At 53.5% G+C, this 19,061-nt stretch carries 19 protein-coding genes; 3 read left to right on the forward strand and 16 right to left on the reverse strand.

Annotated features, from left to right (window positions below; all coding sequences use genetic code 11):
• The first annotated feature begins 190 nt into the window (after window positions 1–190).
• Together rph and rdgB are read left to right on the forward strand one after the other, a co-directional pair.
• A complete protein-coding gene (rph, locus tag A9753_RS04910; protein ID WP_067781255.1) occupies window positions 191–979 on the forward strand; it encodes a ribonuclease PH in 789 nt (262 codons plus the stop codon).
• The gene (gene rdgB, locus A9753_RS04915) at window positions 976–1,638 is read left to right on the forward strand and encodes an RdgB/HAM1 family non-canonical purine NTP pyrophosphatase (protein WP_067781258.1); all 663 of its coding nucleotides are present in this window, start codon (window positions 976–978) and stop codon (window positions 1,636–1,638) included. The genes rph and rdgB overlap by 4 nt, the downstream gene beginning before the upstream one ends.
• Here rdgB and A9753_RS09625 read toward each other — a convergent pair.
• The 5 genes from A9753_RS09625 to clpS are packed head-to-tail and all read right to left on the reverse strand — an operon-like array spanning window position 1,595 to window position 4,931.
• Complete coding sequence (locus A9753_RS09625; protein ID WP_141673311.1) at window positions 1,595–2,239, reverse strand: hypothetical protein; 645 nt, start codon at window positions 2,237–2,239, stop codon at window positions 1,595–1,597. The genes rdgB and A9753_RS09625 overlap by 44 nt on opposite strands.
• Window positions 2,227–3,003 carry an MBL fold metallo-hydrolase gene (locus A9753_RS04920; RefSeq protein WP_067781261.1) on the reverse strand — a complete coding sequence of 259 codons (777 nt, stop codon included), beginning with the start codon at window positions 3,001–3,003 and terminating at the stop codon, window positions 2,227–2,229. The genes A9753_RS09625 and A9753_RS04920 overlap by 13 nt, the downstream gene beginning before the upstream one ends.
• Entirely contained in the window at window positions 3,000–3,815 is an 816-nt protein-coding gene (murI, locus tag A9753_RS04925) for a glutamate racemase (RefSeq protein WP_067782221.1), read from the reverse strand. The genes A9753_RS04920 and murI overlap by 4 nt, the downstream gene beginning before the upstream one ends.
• 41 nt (window positions 3,816–3,856) lie before the next feature.
• Entirely contained in the window at window positions 3,857–4,630 is a 774-nt protein-coding gene (locus tag A9753_RS04930; RefSeq protein WP_067781264.1) for a DUF2017 family protein, read from the reverse strand.
• Window positions 4,608–4,931: an ATP-dependent Clp protease adapter ClpS gene (clpS, locus tag A9753_RS04935; RefSeq protein WP_067781266.1), complete on the reverse strand. Its 324-nt coding sequence runs from the start codon at window positions 4,929–4,931 to the stop codon at window positions 4,608–4,610. The genes A9753_RS04930 and clpS overlap by 23 nt, the downstream gene beginning before the upstream one ends.
• A 58-nt stretch (window positions 4,932–4,989) precedes the next feature.
• Between clpS and A9753_RS04940 the strand changes: the two genes are divergently transcribed.
• Complete coding sequence (locus tag A9753_RS04940) at window positions 4,990–6,354, forward strand: nicotinate phosphoribosyltransferase (RefSeq protein ID WP_067781269.1); 1,365 nt, start codon at window positions 4,990–4,992, stop codon at window positions 6,352–6,354.
• 4 nt (window positions 6,355–6,358) lie between these two features.
• Here the strand turns inward: A9753_RS04940 and A9753_RS04945 are convergent, their stop codons facing one another.
• The 11 genes from A9753_RS04945 to ispG form a co-directional block, all read right to left on the reverse strand.
• Window positions 6,359–8,107 (reverse strand): DEAD/DEAH box helicase, encoded by a 1,749-nt coding sequence (locus tag A9753_RS04945; RefSeq protein ID WP_218056745.1) that lies wholly within the window; start codon window positions 8,105–8,107, stop codon window positions 6,359–6,361.
• 59 nt (window positions 8,108–8,166) lie between these two features.
• Window positions 8,167–8,499, reverse strand: coding sequence for a DUF3039 domain-containing protein (locus A9753_RS04950; RefSeq protein ID WP_067781276.1), 333 nt, complete (start codon window positions 8,497–8,499; stop codon window positions 8,167–8,169).
• A gap of 138 nt (window positions 8,500–8,637) precedes the next feature.
• Entirely contained in the window at window positions 8,638–9,393 is a 756-nt protein-coding gene (nagB, locus tag A9753_RS04955; protein WP_067781279.1) for a glucosamine-6-phosphate deaminase, read from the reverse strand.
• A 62-nt stretch (window positions 9,394–9,455) separates the two neighbouring features.
• Complete coding sequence (locus tag A9753_RS04960; RefSeq protein ID WP_067781282.1) at window positions 9,456–11,141, reverse strand: hypothetical protein; 1,686 nt, start codon at window positions 11,139–11,141, stop codon at window positions 9,456–9,458.
• Complete coding sequence (locus A9753_RS04965; protein ID WP_245637396.1) at window positions 11,117–11,884, reverse strand: ABC transporter ATP-binding protein; 768 nt, start codon at window positions 11,882–11,884, stop codon at window positions 11,117–11,119. Before A9753_RS04965 ends, A9753_RS04960 begins: the two co-directional genes overlap by 25 nt.
• Before the next feature lie 522 nt (window positions 11,885–12,406).
• On the reverse strand, window positions 12,407–12,688 hold the full coding sequence (locus A9753_RS04970) for an HU family DNA-binding protein (protein ID WP_067781286.1): 282 nt from the start codon (window positions 12,686–12,688) through the stop codon (window positions 12,407–12,409).
• A 177-nt stretch (window positions 12,689–12,865) separates the two neighbouring features.
• Window positions 12,866–13,144 carry a DUF1540 domain-containing protein gene (locus tag A9753_RS04975; protein ID WP_067781289.1) on the reverse strand — a complete coding sequence of 93 codons (279 nt, stop codon included), beginning with the start codon at window positions 13,142–13,144 and terminating at the stop codon, window positions 12,866–12,868.
• A 242-nt stretch (window positions 13,145–13,386) separates the two neighbouring features.
• Window positions 13,387–14,970 carry an ABC transporter substrate-binding protein gene (locus tag A9753_RS04980; protein ID WP_176702738.1) on the reverse strand — a complete coding sequence of 528 codons (1,584 nt, stop codon included), beginning with the start codon at window positions 14,968–14,970 and terminating at the stop codon, window positions 13,387–13,389.
• Between the two features lie 113 nt (window positions 14,971–15,083).
• Window positions 15,084–16,907, reverse strand: a complete 1,824-nt coding sequence (locus A9753_RS04985) for a proline--tRNA ligase (RefSeq protein ID WP_067781296.1) — start codon at window positions 16,905–16,907, stop codon at window positions 15,084–15,086.
• 61 nt (window positions 16,908–16,968) lie between these two features.
• Window positions 16,969–17,865 (reverse strand): GNAT family N-acetyltransferase, encoded by an 897-nt coding sequence (locus A9753_RS04990; protein ID WP_067781300.1) that lies wholly within the window; start codon window positions 17,863–17,865, stop codon window positions 16,969–16,971.
• 1 nt (window position 17,866) lies between these two features.
• Complete coding sequence (gene ispG, locus A9753_RS04995; RefSeq protein ID WP_067782227.1) at window positions 17,867–19,051, reverse strand: flavodoxin-dependent (E)-4-hydroxy-3-methylbut-2-enyl-diphosphate synthase; 1,185 nt, start codon at window positions 19,049–19,051, stop codon at window positions 17,867–17,869.
• Between the last annotated feature and the right edge of the window lie 10 nt (window positions 19,052–19,061).

A 19,061-nucleotide genomic window follows, 5' to 3' on the forward strand; every position in this document is an offset into this window, starting at 1 on the left:
GTTAGTCTCCCCTTGCGCAAGATGCGTTCCATCTTTTTGCTCCGCGCACTCCCTAAAACACACTAGTACTTGCACAGGCCGAGTTCGGGGCATCCAGGTGAGTGCCCCCCCGTTTGAATTAGCCCCAACGTGTACAAGTAAATAGCAAAGGCTGCCCGTGAATATCACTGGAGACCGGTAGGGTAGAGATATGACTGTTACCCGTTTACGTCGCAACGACGGCCGTTTTACTGACCAACTTCGCCCTGTCACTATTGAGCGCAACTGGCTCGATCACGCCGAAGGCAGCGTGCTAATTTCTATGGGAAAGACTCGTGTCCTGTGCGCCGCATCCATCACAGAGGGTGTTCCGCGCTGGCTTAAAGGCACCGGCCAGGGATGGGTAACAGCTGAGTATTCCATGCTCCCCCGCGCGGGCTCAGAACGTTCGCCTCGCGAAAGCGTCAAAGGTAAGGTGGGTGGCCGCACCCACGAAATTTCTCGCCTTATCGGACGCAGCCTACGCGGCATCATCGATCTCAATGCTCTAGGTGAAAACACCATTGCTCTTGACTGCGATGTTCTTCAGGCTGATGGTGGTACTCGTACTGCATCCATCACTGGCGCATACGTCGCTTTAGCTGATGCCATCGCGTGGGGACAAAAACAGGGCATTGTTGCTGCTGGCAAGGTGCTCAGCGATTCTCTCAGCGCTATCTCGGTAGGCATTATCGACGGCCTGCCCTGTCTGGACCTCCCCTATGAAGAGGACGTCCGTGCAGAGACAGATATGAACGTTGTGATGACCGGTTCTGGAAAGTTCATTGAAGTTCAGGGCACTGCTGAACATGCTCCTTTTGATCGTGACGAACTGGGTAGTCTTCTCGACTTAGCCGAACTTGGTAACGCACAACTTGCCACGCTACAACGCAGCGCGTTGGAGGCTGAGGACGGCATTGCATTCTTTGATACTCGTCAAGAAAAGCAGGAGCAGCAATGAGCAATGTGATCGTTCCTGACGGCGTTCGCCTCATTCTGGCAACTCACAACGAGGGCAAGGTTAACGAGTTTCGCCAGATTCTCACCCCGTTGATTCCTGATTTTGATCCCTCCAGTGTGGTCAGCGCAAAAGGTCTAGGCGTTGAGGAACCAGTTGAGGATGGGACATCTTTCGCAGCCAATGCCCTGATTAAAGCTCAAGCTCTCTGCAAAGCGACAGGTTTGCCTGCTATTGCTGATGACTCTGGTTTATGCGTCGATATTCTGGGTGGCGCTCCAGGTATTTTCTCTGCACGCTGGTGTGGTCATCACGGTGACGATGAAGCGAACTTGTCCCTTCTGCTCAATCAGTTAGCAGACATTGTCGATCCTCACCGCGGCGCTCACTTCATGTGTGCTGCCGCTTTAGCACTGCCAGAAGGCGAGCCTGTGGTGTGCCAAGCACAAATGGTGGGCCGGCTTGTGACTGTTCCTGAAGGGGACAATGGTTTCGGCTATGATCCGATCTTTGTTCCTGCCAGTGAAGATGCCCCTGGCGGCCAAGGTCGCACCACGGCACAAATGAGTAGTGATGAGAAGAACGCGATCTCCCATCGTGGCCAGGCCTTGAGGATGCTCAGTGAGTATGTGGCTGCTGTATTTGTTCCTCAGCCGGAATAGTCCTGTGTAACCGCTTAGGACGCATATCGTCATGAGCGCGAATAAAGGCCCAGACGATACGCCAGCCAATAAGCATCGCCGCTATGGGAAGTACTGCCCCTACGCCCAGCGTGGGGGCAGTCGCATAGATATCAGGAGAAAGAAAGACACCACACAATCGCCACGCGGTCATAGCACCTAGCCAGCCTGCAAGCGTCATCATAAAAGAACCGGGCCAAAGAGTTTGTGGCAGGGCATACCGCGAAGTTCGTTTTGCGCAGTTTTGTTCTCCAAGAGAGGTATCCGCTGACCGTAGGAGCGATAAACGGCTACGCACGCAACTTTCCCAAGTCAGTGAAGCAGCGAGCACAGTCAAAACTGCTCCTAGCCAATACGCAGCAATAAGCGGGTTAATCCATTGTGGAGTCAAGGCGAGCATTATACCCGCCCCCACAGCCACACTGTCACCAATACGCGTTACTCGCCATGCGGGCACGCGCATGAATCTCGGTCGCTCATCAACAAACTCGTGACTCAGTTCAACAGTGCAACCCCCAGATGAGAGTTCCACCAGCGAAGACTCACCCTGGGAGTCCATATCTGAATTGTTTAAAGCATCCATTGTGATTCTGCGGTAGCCACATCGATTGGGCCGTCAAATACTTCACGTGCTTCAGCCAACGGAATATTCGTATCAGTCCACGGCTGAATATGGGTCAGAACAAGGCGTCCCACTCCTGCTTCCTGGGCAAGTTCGCCAGCGCGTCGGCCAGTTAAGTGCATGCCACGGACGGGGTCATGCTGCTCAGTAAACGCGGCTTCACTGAGAAGAAAATCCACTCCTTGAGCCATCTGAGTGATGGTGTCACAGGAATCCGTATCCCCGGTATAGGCCATGGTGACACGTCCACCGTCAACGCTAGGACCTTCAATACGGTAACCGTATGCTTCAACGGGGTGAAGGGCATCGAAGGGGGTAATCGTCATGGGCCCCACGGTGATGCTATGACCATGCTGGGCGGTAACGAAAGTAAATTCCGTATCGTAAGTTTCTTCGGCGGTGGTTCCATCTGTTCCCCGGACACGATCACGCGTTACTGAGGGGCCGATGCAAAGCACAGGGCCTAGAGCACCTTGAGGGTGCCAACGGCGATACACATGCATACCAACAAGATCCACCATATGGTCAGCGTGGCAGTGTGAGATGGCGATCGCATCAAGGTCTCGTGGATCGAGGTGGTTAAGAAGTTGTCCCATAGATCCCGGCCCTAGGTCGCAGATAATTGACCAGGTTCGGGTGCCATCGTCTGCCTGGATGAGATACGACGAAGCGGAGGAGTTGGGGCCGGACATAGAGCCGGTACATCCCACCACGGTAATTTTCATAAACGTGCCTCTATCCCGGCTGAACTGAGGTGAGCAGGTGAAACATGGCCAACTTCTGGGCCAAGGAAACGATGCGCAAGTTCTTTGAACGATTCTGGGTCACCTGTGGCCCTAAATTCATGTGTTGCCAATTCATCGGTAGCATCGCGAAGGAGGTCACGTGCAGCAAGTTCACGATAGACATCTTTCGCTGTCTCATCGCTTGATGAAACGAGGGTAACGTGGTTACCCAAAACGTAGGAAATGGGACCTGCCAGAAGCGGGTAGTGGGTGCAGCCCAGAACCACAGTGTCTACATCAGCCACAGTCACAGGTTCAAGGTATTCACGGGCTACATCGAGCAGTTCATCACCCGTGGTGATGCCGCGTTCAGCAAAGTCAACGAAACGCGGACATGCCTGCTGTGTGAGCGTGATACCAGGGACCGCTTCGAGTGCATCAATATAAGCACGAGAGTCCACCGTGCCGCGGGTCGCGAGAACACCAATGCGGCCATTGCGAGTAACGCGAGCGGCAGTGCGTGCAGCAGGGTGAATCACTTCGACCACGGGAACGCCTCGCCCCAGGGTGTATCGTTCACGTGCGTCGTGAAGAACTGCTGCCGAGGCGGTGTTACAGGCAATGACAAGCAATTTCACGCCAGAATCGACAAGTTCATCCATGACATTAATAGCCAAGTCACGAACTTCAGCGATAGGGCGAGGCCCATAAGGCGTGTTGGCTGTATCCCCAATATAAAGCGTATTTTCGTGGGGCAGTTGGTCCAAAATGGCACGCGCGACCGTGAGTCCTCCGACTCCTGAATCAAAGATTCCGATAGGCGCTTCCTTCACGATGTGAAGACTATCGGGAATTAGGAAGAAAAAAGCAGATCTAACAGTGATTCCTGCCACCACGATGTGAACAGATAAGCGTCTTCACACAGTTCTGTGATCTGGCTTGCGTGGCTGGCACCATCTGTCTGTGAGGTGATTCCCCCATCACCCTGTTCAGATTCTGCTTGTTCATTGCGTTTAGCAATAAGGAAGTCCACAGTGGGGCCGTCAGGTTGATCTGCTCCAATACGTTGAGCCAGAAGTAAACGAATATCATTCAATGCCGCAAGAAAATCATCGACATCATCGTGGTTGACGGCTACACAAGTACCTTGAAGATCATCAGCGAGTGAGAGTTCTTCACTCATCAATGGCGCCGGGCTTATGCAAAGAGACGAGACTGGAAAGTCAGAAAATGCTTGCTCTTCAAGAGTGGGGCAGTGAAATTGTGCTTGTTGCCCATCTCCCGCACTCAGTACACGTCTAAGGATTGCTGCCCTCAACGCTTTGGTGCGGGCAGTGGAATCATCACACAGTTCTCGGCTTTGAGCATCAACCTCTTCGTCTTGGCTCCATACACCCAATAAGACGCGAATAGCAGGGTCCTCATCCTGAAACTGAGGCGAGTCATTAGGAGCAAGCCATGAGGGATAAAGAATCTGCTCGCCATCACTCATTAACTGACTGAATGACGATTGACGAATCAATAACGCGTGGACCGCGCTGGCCACATTCCAGAGAATTTGACGATGGCCATCACCAATCCATGCGAGGAAAAGTTGCTGATCCTTATCCCAGGTGAATGCTGTCATCACGACTATCATCACCACCTTGTTTTTCTAGCCGCGCCCGCAATCCTCGATGATGCATGGCTTGGACATCCGTTTCCATGCGTTCTCGCGGTCCTGTGGACACTTGTGCCGACCCTTGCGTGTGCACACGCATCATGAGGGTATACGCCTTCGACGAAGAGTAACCGAAGTAGGACATAAAGACTCGCTGGACATAGGTAGTGGTGTTAATGGGATCGTCATCAACAATGCATGCCCAAGATTCGTCTTCACTGGTGCGCTCTTCAGCGTCAGTTCGTGGAGCAAGAGTGGGAACGGCCATAGTCCAAGATTAACGCTAGGCACTGACATGAACATCAACCACTGAGTAGGCTGGAGATATGACCAGCGTGACCACATCGCTCCTGACAGACATGTACGAACTCACCATGCTCCAAGGAGCACTTCGCTCAGGAACCGCACACCGCAAGTGCGTCTTTGAGCTTTTTGGGCGTCGTTTCCCTGCTAGCCGACGTTTTGGCGTAGTTGCTGGAACCGGACGTTTCCTCGACGCTCTAGAAGACTTCCATTTCACCGAAGAGCAACTGTCTTTCCTCAGTGACGCTGGCGTGGTCGATAAGGACACGATCGAGTTCCTACGCAACTACCATTTTGAAGGAACAATTCGCGGCTATGCCGAAGGCGAATGCTATTTCCCCGGCTCTCCCCTACTAACTATCGAATCCACCTTCGCCCAGGCATGCATCCTTGAAACGCTAGTCCTGAGCATCTACAACCATGACTGCGCGATTGCCTCAGCAGCCTCACGGATGACTATTGCTGCACATGGGCGCCCCTGTGTGGATTTCGGGGCACGTCGTACACACGAGGATGCCGCTGTCAGTGCAGCTCGTGCCGCTGTGGTGGCCGGTTTTGTGGGAACAAGCGATCTCGAAGCTGGTGCCCGCTACCACTTGCCTACAGTAGGAACATCCGCTCATGCCTTCACTCTTCTCCATGACACTGAAGAAGACGCATTCGCTGCCCAGGTAGCCTCCATGGGGCCTGGTACCACTATTTTGGTGGACACCTACGACATTCCTACCGGCGTAGATCGCGCTGTCAAGGCTGCCCGCAATGGTGGTGGTGAACTGGGAGCTGTTCGTCTGGACTCCGGAGACTTGGTGGCCGAGGCATTCAAAGTACGTAGCCAACTCGACGCTCTGGGCGCAACAACAACGAAAATCACAGTAACAAATGACCTGGATGAATACGCCATCGCTGCTTTGGGTGCCGCTCCCGTAGACTCCTACGGTGTAGGCACCAAATTAGTAACTGGTTCTGGCGTACCTACCGCTGCTTTGGTCTACAAATTGGTAGAACGTGAAAACAAAGACGGCCAGATGGAAGAGGTAGCTAAGTTCTCAAAGGGCGGCAAGTCCACGGTGGGGGGCCGCAAGTGGGCTGGACGTGTACTTGATGATCAGCAACGCGCTGTTGAGGAACTCATCATCTCCGCTGCCAATGAAGAAGAAGGCCTTGCTGCGTTACGTGAAGCTGGCGCTCGCCCACTACAGGTCACTCTCGTAGAAAACGGTGTAATTCGCGAGGAATTCCGCGGAAAGAAAGGCCTGGAGGCAGCTATCGTTCGCCACTATGACTCGCGAGCTCAGTTGCCGTATGAGGCATGGCGTTTGAGCGAAGGGGAGGTAGGTATTCCTACCCGTCACGTGGATCTTGATGGTGTCAGCGCCACACGTCACTGAAGTTTTAGCGCTTGCCCACGAACCAGCGGCGTAAGCGCTCAACACGTTTTTCAATCTCTTCTGTGGAGGCTCCGGCAACTTCGGGGCCTCCACAAACACGTCTAAGTTCAGTATGGATGACGCCGTGCGGCTGGCCTGTTCTACGTGCCCATGCGGCAACGAGTTGGCTAAGTTCTTTCCGCGCGGCTGCACGTCGACGTGCATCATCCACACCTGAGTTCTGACGACGCAAATGCGCAGCCTTCTGGGCACGCTTTTGTGTTTTAATCTGCTCCGCCTGGCGAGCTTTAAGCAGTGCTGCTACTTCTTCGGGCTCAAGAAGACCAGGAAGTCCCAGGAATCCTTGCTCTTCAATACTGCCGACATCAGCGCCCATGCCAAACTCGCCACCGTCGAACAGGACGCGATCGAATTCAGCCTGAGATTGCATGGCTTCAAAACCAGGCAGCAAATCAGCCGACGCTTGCTCATTGCGATTCGCTTTTTTAATCAGATCGTCTTCGGGGTATTCCTCACCCAAGTCCGTATCCTTGGTGGGACGATCTAAGGCATGGTCACGTTCTGCTTCAAGTTCGTTTGCTAGACACAGTAGAGGCGTGACAGAGGGCAAGAAGACGCTGGCAGTCTCACCACGACGTCGCGCACGAACGAAACGACCTACAGCCTGAGCAAAGAAAAGAGGAGTAGACGTAGAGGTCGCATATACCCCCACGGCAAGCCGTGGAACGTCCACGCCTTCTGAAACCATGCGCACAGCTACCATCCAGCGTTCATCAGACTGCGAGAAGGACTCAATTCGGCTTGAGGCACCCGAATCATCAGAGAGAACAACTGTAGGAGCCTGACCAGTGATGGCTTTGAGCTGAGCTGCGTAGGAACGGGCAGAAGTGTGATCTGTCGCGATAACAAGACCACCAGCATCAGGAACTTGACGACGGACTTCGCTCAGGCGCTGATCCGCGGCCGCAAGAACGGCAGGAATCCACTCCCCCCGAGGATCGAGAGCGGTACGCCAAGCTTGAGATTCCATGTCCTTCGTCAACGGTTCACCAAGGCGGGCGCTCACTTCATCACCACTCTTGGTTCTCCAACGCATGTTGCCCGAGTAGGTCATAAACATGACAGGGCGAACCACGCCATCTTTAAGGGCTTGGCCATAACCGTAGGTGTAATCCGCACGGGATCGTCGAATACCTTGTGAGTCAGGTGTATACGTCACAAAGGGAATAGAGGCTGTGTCTGAACGGAAAGGAGTACCAGTCAATGCCAGGCGTTTACGTGCGGGAGTGAATGCTTCACGAATTGCATCGCCCCAACTCAGTGCGTCGCCACCATGGTGAATTTCGTCGAGGATGACGAGAGTGCGAATTGCATCCGTACGAGCACGGTGAAGGTTCGGGTTGGCAGCCACCTGCGCATAGGTAAGTGCTACGCCGTCAAAGCGTGCTCCCAAGGCGCCTTGAGAGTTGGAGTAAGAAGGGTCAATATGGATGCCAACGCGCGCGGCTGCTTCAGCCCACTGATATTTCAAGTGTTCCGTGGGAGCGACCACCGTGACTTTGTGAACCTCGCCGCGAGCCAAAAGTTCAGTGGCAATACGCAGAGCGAAAGTCGTTTTACCTGCACCGGGGGTTGCCACCGCAAGAAAATCGCGGGGCATGGTGGCAAAATACTGCTCCACCGCTTCTGCCTGCCAAGCACGCAACGATGAAGCCGTACCCCATGGTGCTCGGCGTGGATAAGCCGGTGGCAGACCTTGGGCGGCTGCGGTTGATGCTTGGGCAGGTACGTGCGGTGGGCGTTGCAGCCCCGTCACTTACCTCCCCCAAAGGGGAATCGGGGGAAACGAGGGCCATCATTGCCACCACCATTCTTCATCTGCTCGAAAATCGACTTGCAGGTGGGGCAGACCGGGTAGGCGCCGGGGTCACGGCCAGGAGTCCAGACTTTGCCACACAAGGCCACAACAGGGCGGCCAGTGGCTGCCGCTGCTGCGATTTTGTCTTTACGAACGTAGTGGGCAAATCGTTCCGAATCACCATCATCCGTGGATTGCAGTTCTTCACGCTCTAAGACAGCCGTGCCCACGGACTGCGAGGGCTGGCCGCTTTCACGGGGGTCGTTCGGATCTGCTGGCTGACTCATGTCTCTAGTCTAGGACACGCTGATGAACTAATGACCGATCAGCACGTTTGGTCTTTCTCATGCTACACAGAATTGACACAGATGTGGGGGCGAGGATGTTCATTCCATCCTCGCCCCCACATATAAACGGCAGTGTGTTTACTTCCAGCCCTCAGGCCCCGCATGTTCCAGCAGACTTGCTGCAGCAGGATCCACAAAAACCACAGCCTCCGGGTGCATCTGCATAATCGTTGCCGGCCATGCAGCACTAATAGGGCCTTCAATAAGCTGAGCGATGGCTTTTGCTTTATTCTCACCGGTAGCGATAAGAAGCAACTGGCGGGCCTGCATGATGGTGTACAGGCCCTGAGTGATGCAGTGGGTGGGCACTGCGTCAATATCGTCGTTGAAGAACCGTGCGTTATCCGAGCGGGTTTGTTCAGTCAGAACACCCAGGTGAGTACGCGATTGCAAAGAACCACCGGGTTCGTTAAAACCGATATGCCCATCTGAACCAATGCCTAGGATCTGCAGGTCACAGTATCCAGCCTGCGCCATCTTTTCTTCGTATTCACGGCATGCAGCCTGTGGATCGACATTGAGTGCGTCAGGCCCCTGGAGTGCGCCCTTAGGCATATCGATACGGGAACGCAGGTTGGTCTCCATAAAGTTGGCGTAACGCTCGGGGTGCTTTTCCTCCAAGCCAACGTACTCGTCCAGCATAAAACCAGTAACGCCTGCGAAACTGATTCGGCCTTCGTCGCAGCGTCGTGCCAACTCGTCGTAGAGGGGCAGGGGGCTGGAACCGGTTGCTGTTCCGAGAACGGCATTTGGTTTGGCTTGAATAAGTGCTTCAATGCGGTCTGCTGCCAGTGAAGCAATTTCCTCTGGGGTGTCACAAATGACTAACTCCACGGGATTTTCCTCCTTGAATGATCACGCGGTCATCAGATACTAGAAAGTGTATACCAAGTGGTCTAGACCTTGGCCTGATCCCAAGAAGAAATTCTCGATAAATTCCTGACAATTCGCTGGTTGTACACCTTGCCGCCCCAGGTAATTCCCGCCCATAGCAACAATGCACCCCAGGCGATGCCAACGGGAAGAACAGTGAGCGGAGGAAGGACATCAACGACGAATTGGGAAAGCACCCAATAGATGACGACGGGTGCCAGGAGAATGAAGTTTGTGCCCATCGTGAGGATTTGCAGAAGGGCTCCGAAGAAGGCATTGGATGACGTCTTTGATTTCATCATCGACTCGCCTGGGGCGTGAGTCTCCGTGGGCACCAAAGCGCTCATCACCGATGCAGTAGCCATGGAACCGCCCCATGCAGCAAGGCCTACACCGAGTCCCACTGCCATCCCCTCGGCGTTCTTGAATATTACTGAAATGCCCACAGAAATCACGAATAACAAGGGAATCTGCCAAATAGCTGCGCCAACCAGGCGTCCAAGTCGATCGTCTCGCCCCCGCACACCAGCTGAGATGTGAGTCCAGACGGCAGTGGAGTCCATACCAATGTCATTGACGAGGCTGACGCCCATAAAGATGCCTGCTAAGCCGCAGGCAATCACGAGAGGAAATGCCCCCATATCCTGGGCGGCATCACTGCCTCGCGCACCCATGTACACGCCAAAGACAGGCATCAAGGCAACGACCATCACAGCAATGAACTGAGTGAGGTATCGCGGATCATTCCTCCAATACCGAAGGGAACGTGCGGCAATAGCAGCCACAGGGGCAGGTAGGTGACGATTGAGCCGATCAGCCCACACTAGGTCAGAGGTTCCTTCTGCATAGGCACTGTGCTTCGATACGGAGTTCTGCGGTGAGGTCATGACAAGCACGAGTTGACGTGCCCACACAGTGTTCAAGCCCCAGAGAAGCGCAACACTCCCCACAATCTGGCCAATACCGACGATGAGGTGTCCTTGAGCGAATGAGAGTGGTGCTGCGATGGGCCAGGCAGTGGGAATCACGCTGGCGATGACCCAGACCGTGTGAGAAATGGATGCACTCGCCTCAGAAAAACTCAGTGAAATCGAGGAGGAAGCATCGCCGTCAGAGGAAAGCATGGCGCTCATCATTTGCGGAGCGACTGCTATAGCCATGATGAGAACAACAAAGAGGACGAACATCCGTTCTCGAGTTTTTCGCGTAGCAATTCGTGAGAAATATGAGGTGGCGACGCGAGCGGAATACACCCAAAGCAACCATGCGAGCGGGGCAAGGATCAGGTTAAGGACACCCCACAGGGCATGGCCTTGAATAAACCAGCCAATCGCAATGCACAGAGCAATAATCAAGCTTCCGATACCTGAGGCATCTAGCGCGGTGACCATAATGAGGGCTCGCGCAAGTTTTTTTGATGGCGGCACCCAGGTAACTAGGCTGCGTGGCTCAATCGTGCCATCCATGCCGGTGAAGAACAGTGGAAGGAGGAGCCACATTGCCGCCATAAGAATCGCAGCCACTCCCACGAGCATCTGATAGCCCGACTCTTCCAAAAAGCCCGCACCGGCAACAATGAACCCCACCGCACCGACGTAAATAGCGCCAAGGTAGAGCAGGCCAAAGAACGTTCCGATCATCGCCATGGGAGAGCGGAACAGCATGTTCTTGGCGATGCGGAGCCTTAGCGAGAGGAGGGTTTTAACCATGACAACTCCTCGTCGTTCATTTCTGCGCCCACCAGATGTGCAAAGCGATCATCAAGGCTTTCACCCCGGCGCACCTCGTCAAGAGAGCCTTGGGCGAGAACCGTTCCTTCATGAATGATTGCCACGTGGCTACAGAGTTGTTCCACAGTAGCCATGACGTGGCTAGACAAAATGACCGTTCCGCCTTGCTCCACAAAATGGCGGAGCAAGCGTTGAATCACGCGGGCACTAATCGGGTCCACTGCTTCGAAAGGCTCATCGAGGACAAGAACATCGGGTGAGTGAACAAGCGCGCACGCGAGGTTAATTTTCTTTTTCATGCCCGCGCTGTAATCCGCAACGACGGTGGTGCCTGCGTCCCAGAGGTCAAGGACTTTAAGGAGTTGATCAACACGATCGCTAATCGTGGCTTTGTCCATCCCACGCAGCATGGCGCAATACGTGACAAGTTCACGGCCGTTAAGACGATCAAAAGTGCGAAGTCCGTCAGGGAGGATACCGAGAATCGGATGTGCCTTATCAGGTTCTGCCCATAGATCAATGCCACGAACCAAGACCTGACCATGATCAGGAGTTAAAAGTCCCGTGGCCATGGACAGCGTGGTGGTTTTACCCGCACCATTAGGGCCCACCACCCCAAAGAAACTTCCTACGGGGACCAGCATGGACAGATTGTTCACAGCAATTTTGTTACCGAATGCTTTGTAAAGATTTCGGCATTCAATAGCGAAGTCATTCACCATACCATTTGGGCTACTCCCGCACTGCGCACCATCCATCACCACATGCTTTTTGAGGTGATCGTCAGAAATATCCTGTTGAGTGATAGATGGCCTGTATTCCGATGTATGGGCTTCGACATTGGACACTGAGGCTTCGTCCGGAGGAACAGAGTTCCTTTGAGGAACAATGCCCTGGTTGACAGAATTGGAACCAGAAGTTACCGCGTCCCCATGCTCGCCTATAGGTGTCACTTTCGGGGCCGCGGAGAACAATGCATCAAAGTCATCGTAAGAAGCCATGACTTAACCCTAAAAGAAAAGTAATCTGAGTCTCATCATCCTGAAGGATGAAAGACGAGTTCGCGCGATCAACAAGGCAAGAAGTCGTCTATCGCTGACTACTTTTATCCATTTAGACTTCACCTGCCCCCCACTGACTGACATATCAAAGCGGTGGGCACCATCGTCATGATGGCACCCACCGCCCTTATTTCTGCTAGCTCACGCTAGACAAACCGCGCTACACCGTGTGTAGCGACGAAATCACTTAGCGACAGCCTTCTTCAGAGCAGAACCCACGGTCAGTTTGACGCCGTAGCCAGCAGGAATCTGAATCTCTTCACCAGTGCGGGGGTTACGGCCGGTACGAGCAGCGCGCTCAACACGCTCCACACCCATGAGGCCGGTGATCTTGACAGCTTCACCCTTGGCAACGTTCTCGACGAGAACATCCTGGAAAGCACCCAGGAAAGCATCAGCGTCGGTCTTGGTCAGGCCAGCGCGCTCGGCGATGGCAGCGATAAGCTCAGTGCGATTGACGGACATGTCCATCCCTCTCGGTCGGTTGTCGGCGCGGGTCTTCTACGCCGCTGCGAGCAACGCTACGCATAAACGAGGGGATTTGTCAGGTTTGCGGGGAAATTCGGCGTTGCGAAGATCTTACATTTCTCACTCTAGTCACATGAACCCCACAAGCCACTGAAGTATCACTCAAAATGAACATCAGAGTGCTTCATAGGTCAGGCACGCAACCTTTCCACCCCGATCAGCCATGCGTACAGCAGGAGCAGCACATTCAAGATTGCTGTTGTGAACACAATCAGCACTCTGACAAGCACCCACCGCTGCAGTCACACGATCGAGTCCACCACGCTCATTGAGAGAAATAAAGGTGGTGCAGCCACGATCCTTAACATTCACAGCCAGAGCATGACAGCCATCATTGTTGTAAGAGCAGGAAGTTACGGTGCATCCGGAAACCTGAGGGGCTTGATTCATCATGAGTGTTCTCCTTCATCAGTGCGGGGCTTGCCATCTACCCGCGCCAATTACCAACCACTCCACAGTGAATAAGAAAAGCCACTTTGTCGATAGATGCATCACTTTCGTTGATTTTTCAACCACAAGAAAGTCAACTTAGGTATACCAAATACGAATCATTACAGTTAAGTATTTATTTTGAGTATTAAGAAAATAGGTCAATACGGCATACCCTAAATGCCTATTATTTCAGGCTCTACCCGTTATTTCTCGGTGCTTCCAGCACCAAGGAAATATAATCCTGGAACAGAAATAGGAGAGAAATCCACCAAAGTATTGGGGTTATAAGCAGTCACTGTTTGACGATGAAAAATCGGATACAAAGGAACCTGTTCGGACAAGAGATCAAAAATCTTCTTCCATGTATCTCGTTGGTTTTGCCCAGTTTGACGCACTGCTTCTTCGAGATATTGCTGAAGTGAGGCATAGGACTCACTCATACTCCAATGCATACGTTCTTGCGTCCACAATGGATTGGCGTACCACCACCGCAACAGCAAGTCACAATCATCTCCGAAGACTGATGGATCTCCCGGAGCAATAACAACATCGAAAGCATCAGGATTACCCGTGATTGTCGAATAAACGTCAGCAAGTTTTTTCTCTTCATAAGAGATTGTTAGGCCAACTTCTTTCAAGTTACCTTGAATAATGGCATACACCTGCGAAAGCCAATCAAAACTCGCACACAGCACACGGATAGATTTCAGACCCGTCTCATCAAAAAGAGCACGAGCCTTGTCCACATCGCGGCGATAAATTGTAGAAGCAGGCATATAGGCGGGGTGTCCTTCTTCCACGAAACATGACGCAGGTGCCGCATATCCACCCATACCGTGACCACAAATTGATTGATAGTCCAAGCTGTACATCAGTGCTTGCCTGTTTTTCACTTGGTTCATTGGAGTGGAACCGCAGTTAAACAGGGTGAAAAGCATGCCGAATCCCTGTTGTGCCGAAACGATGTTCGGTTGAGTAATTACCGAAATATCTTCCACAGGCAACGCATCAATGGCTTGCACAGCACCGGAGGTCAAGGCATTCACGCGAGTGATGGAGTCAGGGAGAATTCGCCACACCATTCGATCTGAACGAGGCGGGAACGGCCCGTTATAGTGCTCATTACGAACGAATCGTATTTCTTGGCTGGTAGTACCATCATCGACCATCACGTATGGTCCGCTCCCCAGTGGCCATTGTCCACAGCCTTGGACAGGGACACCATGTTCACCTTTCGCCACGATTTTGACCACGCTTAAACGTAAATCGATGAGTGGGAAAGGATAGTTAAGGTGGAACTCAATCGTGCGCTCATCCACCGCCGTGAGTGTATCGATAAAGGATACGAAGGGACGCACCGGACTCCCCGAATAAGGGTTTAGAACTCGTTCAAACGAGAACAGCACATCATCAGCGCTCACCACGCGCCCGTCAGCGAATTGGGCACCATTACGAAGCGTCACCCGATAAGTAGTCTCATCAATCTTCACCGGCATGTCAGAGGCAAGCGTAGCAAAGCATCGACGAGTTCCTGGGTGAAGTTCAGTCAACCCTTCCATGGTGTGCCAGTTGACTGACAGTTCTAATGGTCCCGTTGCCGTGAGAGGGTCAAAGGAACCGGGATCAACATCGTCAGAGATTCCCGCAGTGATGATGCTGGTCAACTCGCGATGTGATGAATCAACATTGTCACAAATAGAAGTAGAAGGTTGCGGACGCGTCGAACACGCGCCCGCCCCCATGACCATGACAGTTCCCAGGGTCGCTAAGGATGCAGACGTCAACACGTGACGCCTGGAAAGCAACACAGAGGACTGCGGTTGTCTCATCACTCCGATTCCTCAAGTATGGCCCGCAAAAAGAGCAATGATACTCCCCTGCACCCACTCCTGAAGGTCACTTAGCGGTTAGCAACTTCAGACAGTGCATTCTTAACCAAGTCACGCACGGTTTCCGAAGCCTCTTCGAAGGGAACAATGGTACGTTCGCCACTGCGACGATCACGGATTTCCACGGTGCCGTCGCATTCAAAATCTCGCCCTACCACCACGGTGAAAGGAACACCGAGGAGTTCAGAATCAGCAAACTTCACGCCTGCACTAACCTTGCGGCGGTCATCATAAAGAACCTCAATGCCCATAGAATCCAGTAATACAGAGAGTTCCTGAGCAGCGGTAAAGACGTCATCCTTCTTACCGGTGGCCAATACCTGAACATGGAACGGGGCTACGTTAATCGGCCAGCACAAGCCGTTATCATCATGGTTTGCTTCAGCCAGTGCTGCCATAACACGGGAAACGCCCACGCCGTAGGAACCCATAGTCACCACACGCGACTTACCGTTCTCATCGAGAACAGTCAAACCGAGAGACTCTGCGTACTTGCGTCCCAAGGCAAAGATGTGGCCAATTTCGATACCACGAGCAAGGTGGAGAGGACCGGAACCATCGGGAGCAGGATCACCTTCACGAACCTCAGCCGCTTCGATGGTGCCATCTACCTGGAAATCACGTCCCATAACTACGTGGATAGCGTGCTTAAGACTTTCGTCTCCACCGGTAACCCAGGAGGTACCCTCCACAACGCGGGGGTCCACCAAATAACGAACGGATCCGATCGCTTCACCGTTCTCGTCAATGGTGCGCAGGGGTGAGTTGGGGCCAATTGCGCTGGTGCCAATGTAGCCACGGATAAGTTCGGGGTGGGTTTCGAAATCTTTATCCGTTGCCATCTCCACTTCACACGGTGCTACAGAAGCTTCAAGACGCTTCATGTCCGCATCGCGATCCCCAGGAATGCCAACGACGAGTAGTTCACGTTCACCATCGGGATGAATCAGAGCAAAGACAAGGTGCTTAAGAGTGTCAGCAGCTTCCCAGTCGCGTCCATCTTCACGTGGGTAACGCTCATTGAGCAGGGCAACAAGTGAATCGATAGTAGGCGTATTGGGGGTGTCCACTAGACGCATAGGCGGTTCATTGGAGGCGTCACGAGGCTCGGGTACCACGGTGGTGACGGCTTCAGCATTTGCTGCGTATCCGGCGTCGGATTTCACGAAAGTGTCTTCACCAATAGGTGAGGGGAACAGGAACTCTTCGGAGTGGGAGCCACCCATCGCGCCTGCCATAGCGTTCACGATGACGTGGTCAAGACCCAAGCGGGTAAAGATACGCTGGTAGGTATCGCGATGCTTACGGTATGAGACCTCGAGTGCATCGTCATCCATGTCGAAGGAGTAGGAGTCCTTCATCACGAATTCGCGACCGCGAATCAGGCCTGCACGGGGACGAGCCTCATCGCGATACTTCGTTTGAATCTGGTAAAGGCATAAGGGCAGATCCTTGTACGAGGAATACATGTCCTTCACTAACAGGGTGAACATTTCCTCATGGGTAGGGGCCAGAAGGTAGTCGCCGCCCTTACGATCATTGAGAGTGAAAAGAGTAGGTCCGTATTCGGCCCAGCGGTTGGTCGCCTTGTAGGGGTCAGCAGGTAGGAGTGCGGGGAAATGCACTTCCTGGCCACCCATGGCGTCCATTTCCTCGCGCACAACGGTTTCGATCTTACGCAGTGTTCGCAGCCCCAGCGGCAGCCAAGTGTAGATGCCGGGAGCGGTTCGGCGGATGTAGCCAGCGCGAACAAGAAGTTTGTGGCTGGGGACCTCCGCATCGGCGGGGTCTTCACGAAGGGTACGGATGAAAGCGGTCGACATATTCTGCAGCACGCCACGATGATACTCGTTTTGTTCACGAACTGATTGCCCCGGTTCGTAGGCGGCTTGATTCTCAGAGAAGAATGGTACTCATGGTGCCCACTTGACTAGCTCCAAGTGAGTCATAGAGGCGTCGTGCAGGAGTGTTGAAATCATTGACATAAAGGGTCACAGTGGTGGCCATTGAGACTCTAATTGCATCCACCACAGCAACCATGGCGGCACGAGCTATTCCCAGTCCTCTCATTTCGGGGTGTGTCCACACTCCTGTCAGCCCAGCCATGTCATGAGCGAGGCTTCCAACATCTGCTTTGAATACAACACGCGAGAGTCCCATTCCGCCATGTCCATCATCGGTGACAACAAAGGTTCGCCCGAAGTTGAGCAGTTCGCGCACATGACGGGCGTATCCGCCGCCCTCACGCTGGGGATCGTAGCCCACTTCCTCTTCAAACATCGCACACGATGCAGGCATCACCATGCCATAGTGGCCCAGTGTGGCCGCATGGAGAGCCTGAAATGCCCAATGACCGCGCACAGCGGCCCGAATAGAGTTCCACTGACTTCCCTCAGGGAAACGGAGAACCGGCTGATTCCAACGAAACTCTCGGGCGCGTACTCCATGGACCTCAAGAGGCCGCCAAAGAATCTCGATATCATCATGAGGTCCCATGACGGATCCACGCCTCGTTAATCTCGACGCCGTGTACTTTGCAAAGGCGTAAAGGTCACGTGACGATTCCAGGCCAGTTAGTCCCACTGGCATCGCAGTTCCTGTGGTCCATGCGCCGGCAATCGGATTACCTGGCGTTCCCATGATCACCACGTCTCCCTTCCCCCAACGGTCAAAACGCCGTAACTGGTGGGCAAGGCTGAGAGCCTCATAGGGATTAGTGGCGCACAAGTGCTCCAGCGGTTCACGCTGAGTTGCAGCGATGGGGTGTGGCCCAGCGCTGTGGAACAGGCGCATATCAGGCGCCTGGAGTGACCACCACGGGTGCGCTTCCTGCTAAGGCATCAGCACCGAGTTCATCTTCCATTTCTGCAGCCATGGCCTGAGCATGCTTGAGTAGGGTTTCCACGATCTGGTCTTCAGGGACGGTTTCAACAACCTTGCCGCGAACAAAGATCTGGCCCTTCCCATTGCCGGAGGCACAACCAAGGTCAGCTTCGCGGGCTTCACCGGGCCCGTTCACTACGCAGCCCATGACGGCGACTCGCAAGGGCGCAGTAATTTCCTTTAAGCCTTCTTCAACGGATTCTGCCAGGGTCCATACATCAACCTGGGCTCGTCCACACGAGGGGCAAGAAACAATTTCCAACTGTCGAGGGCGAAGGCCCATAAACTCCAAAAGTTTATTGCCAACCTTGACTTCTTCAACCGGCGGGGCAGAGAGGGACACACGAATAGTGTCACCAATGCCTTCAGCGAGAAGAGCCCCGAATGCCAGGCAAGACTTGATGGTGCCTTGGAAGGCGGGGCCTGCTTCGGTCACACCGAGGTGGAGGGGCCAGTCACCCTTTTCTGACAAGAGTCGGTAGGCCTGCACCATGGTGACAGGATCATTGTGCTTAACAGAAATCTTGAAATCGTGGAAGCCGTGTTCTTCAAAAAGGCTTGCTTCCCAGACGGCTGATTCGACAAGTGCTTCAGGGGTGGCTTTTCCATATTTCTTCAGCAATCGAGGATCGAGAGAACCCGCGTTTACACCGATGCGTAGGCTCACACCGTGATCTGAAGCAACTTGACAGATGTCTTTAACCTGGTCATCAAACTTACGGATGTTTCCTGGATTCACTCGCACAGCACCACAGCCTGCTTTAATGGCAGCGTAGACGTACTTGGGCTGGAAGTGAATGTCTGCAATGACGGGGATTCGGGACTGCTTAGCAATAATGGGTAATGCTTCAGCGTCTTTATCGGTAGGGCAGGCGACACGAACAATGTCACAACCTGCTGCAGTGAGTTCAGCGATTTGTTGGAGCGTAGCACCAATGTCATGAGTCTTGGTTGTGGTCATGGACTGTACGGAGATGGGGGCTCCGTCACCAACAGGAATGTCTCCCACCATAATACGGCGGGTAGGTTTGCGTGGTGCCAGCACCTGGGGCTCTTCACGCAGGGAGGGGATTCCAAGAGAGATCGCTTCAGTCACGGCCCCAAGT

The sequence above is a fragment of the Actinomyces vulturis genome (assembly GCF_001687305.1).
GTDB lineage: Bacteria > Actinomycetota > Actinomycetes > Actinomycetales > Actinomycetaceae > Actinomyces > Actinomyces vulturis.

Bases quoted from the DNA above. Each gene is read 5' to 3' on its own strand.
- A9753_RS04965 (WP_245637396.1), bottom strand. From the start codon at position 11,884: ATGGTGAATGACTTCGCTATTGAATGCCGAAATCTTTACAAAGCATTC.
- A9753_RS04930 (WP_067781264.1), bottom strand. From the start codon at position 4,630: ATGACAGCATTCACCTGGGATAAGGATCAGCAACTTTTCCTCGCATGG.
- A9753_RS04950 (WP_067781276.1), bottom strand. From the start codon at position 8,499: ATGAGTCAGCCAGCAGATCCGAACGACCCCCGTGAAAGCGGCCAGCCC.
- A9753_RS04975 (WP_067781289.1), bottom strand. From the start codon at position 13,144: ATGATGAATCAAGCCCCTCAGGTTTCCGGATGCACCGTAACTTCCTGC.
- A9753_RS04990 (WP_067781300.1), bottom strand. From the start codon at position 17,865: ATGCGCCTGTTCCACAGCGCTGGGCCACACCCCATCGCTGCAACTCAG.
- A9753_RS09625 (WP_141673311.1), bottom strand. From the start codon at position 2,239: ATGGATGCTTTAAACAATTCAGATATGGACTCCCAGGGTGAGTCTTCG.
- rdgB (WP_067781258.1), top strand. From the start codon at position 976: ATGAGCAATGTGATCGTTCCTGACGGCGTTCGCCTCATTCTGGCAACT.
- rph (WP_067781255.1), top strand. From the start codon at position 191: ATGACTGTTACCCGTTTACGTCGCAACGACGGCCGTTTTACTGACCAA.
- A9753_RS04940 (WP_067781269.1), top strand. From the start codon at position 4,990: ATGACCAGCGTGACCACATCGCTCCTGACAGACATGTACGAACTCACC.
- A9753_RS04960 (WP_067781282.1), bottom strand. From the start codon at position 11,141: ATGGTTAAAACCCTCCTCTCGCTAAGGCTCCGCATCGCCAAGAACATG.
- A9753_RS04920 (WP_067781261.1), bottom strand. From the start codon at position 3,003: ATGAAAATTACCGTGGTGGGATGTACCGGCTCTATGTCCGGCCCCAAC.
- A9753_RS04970 (WP_067781286.1), bottom strand. From the start codon at position 12,688: ATGTCCGTCAATCGCACTGAGCTTATCGCTGCCATCGCCGAGCGCGCT.
- clpS (WP_067781266.1), bottom strand. From the start codon at position 4,931: ATGGCCGTTCCCACTCTTGCTCCACGAACTGACGCTGAAGAGCGCACC.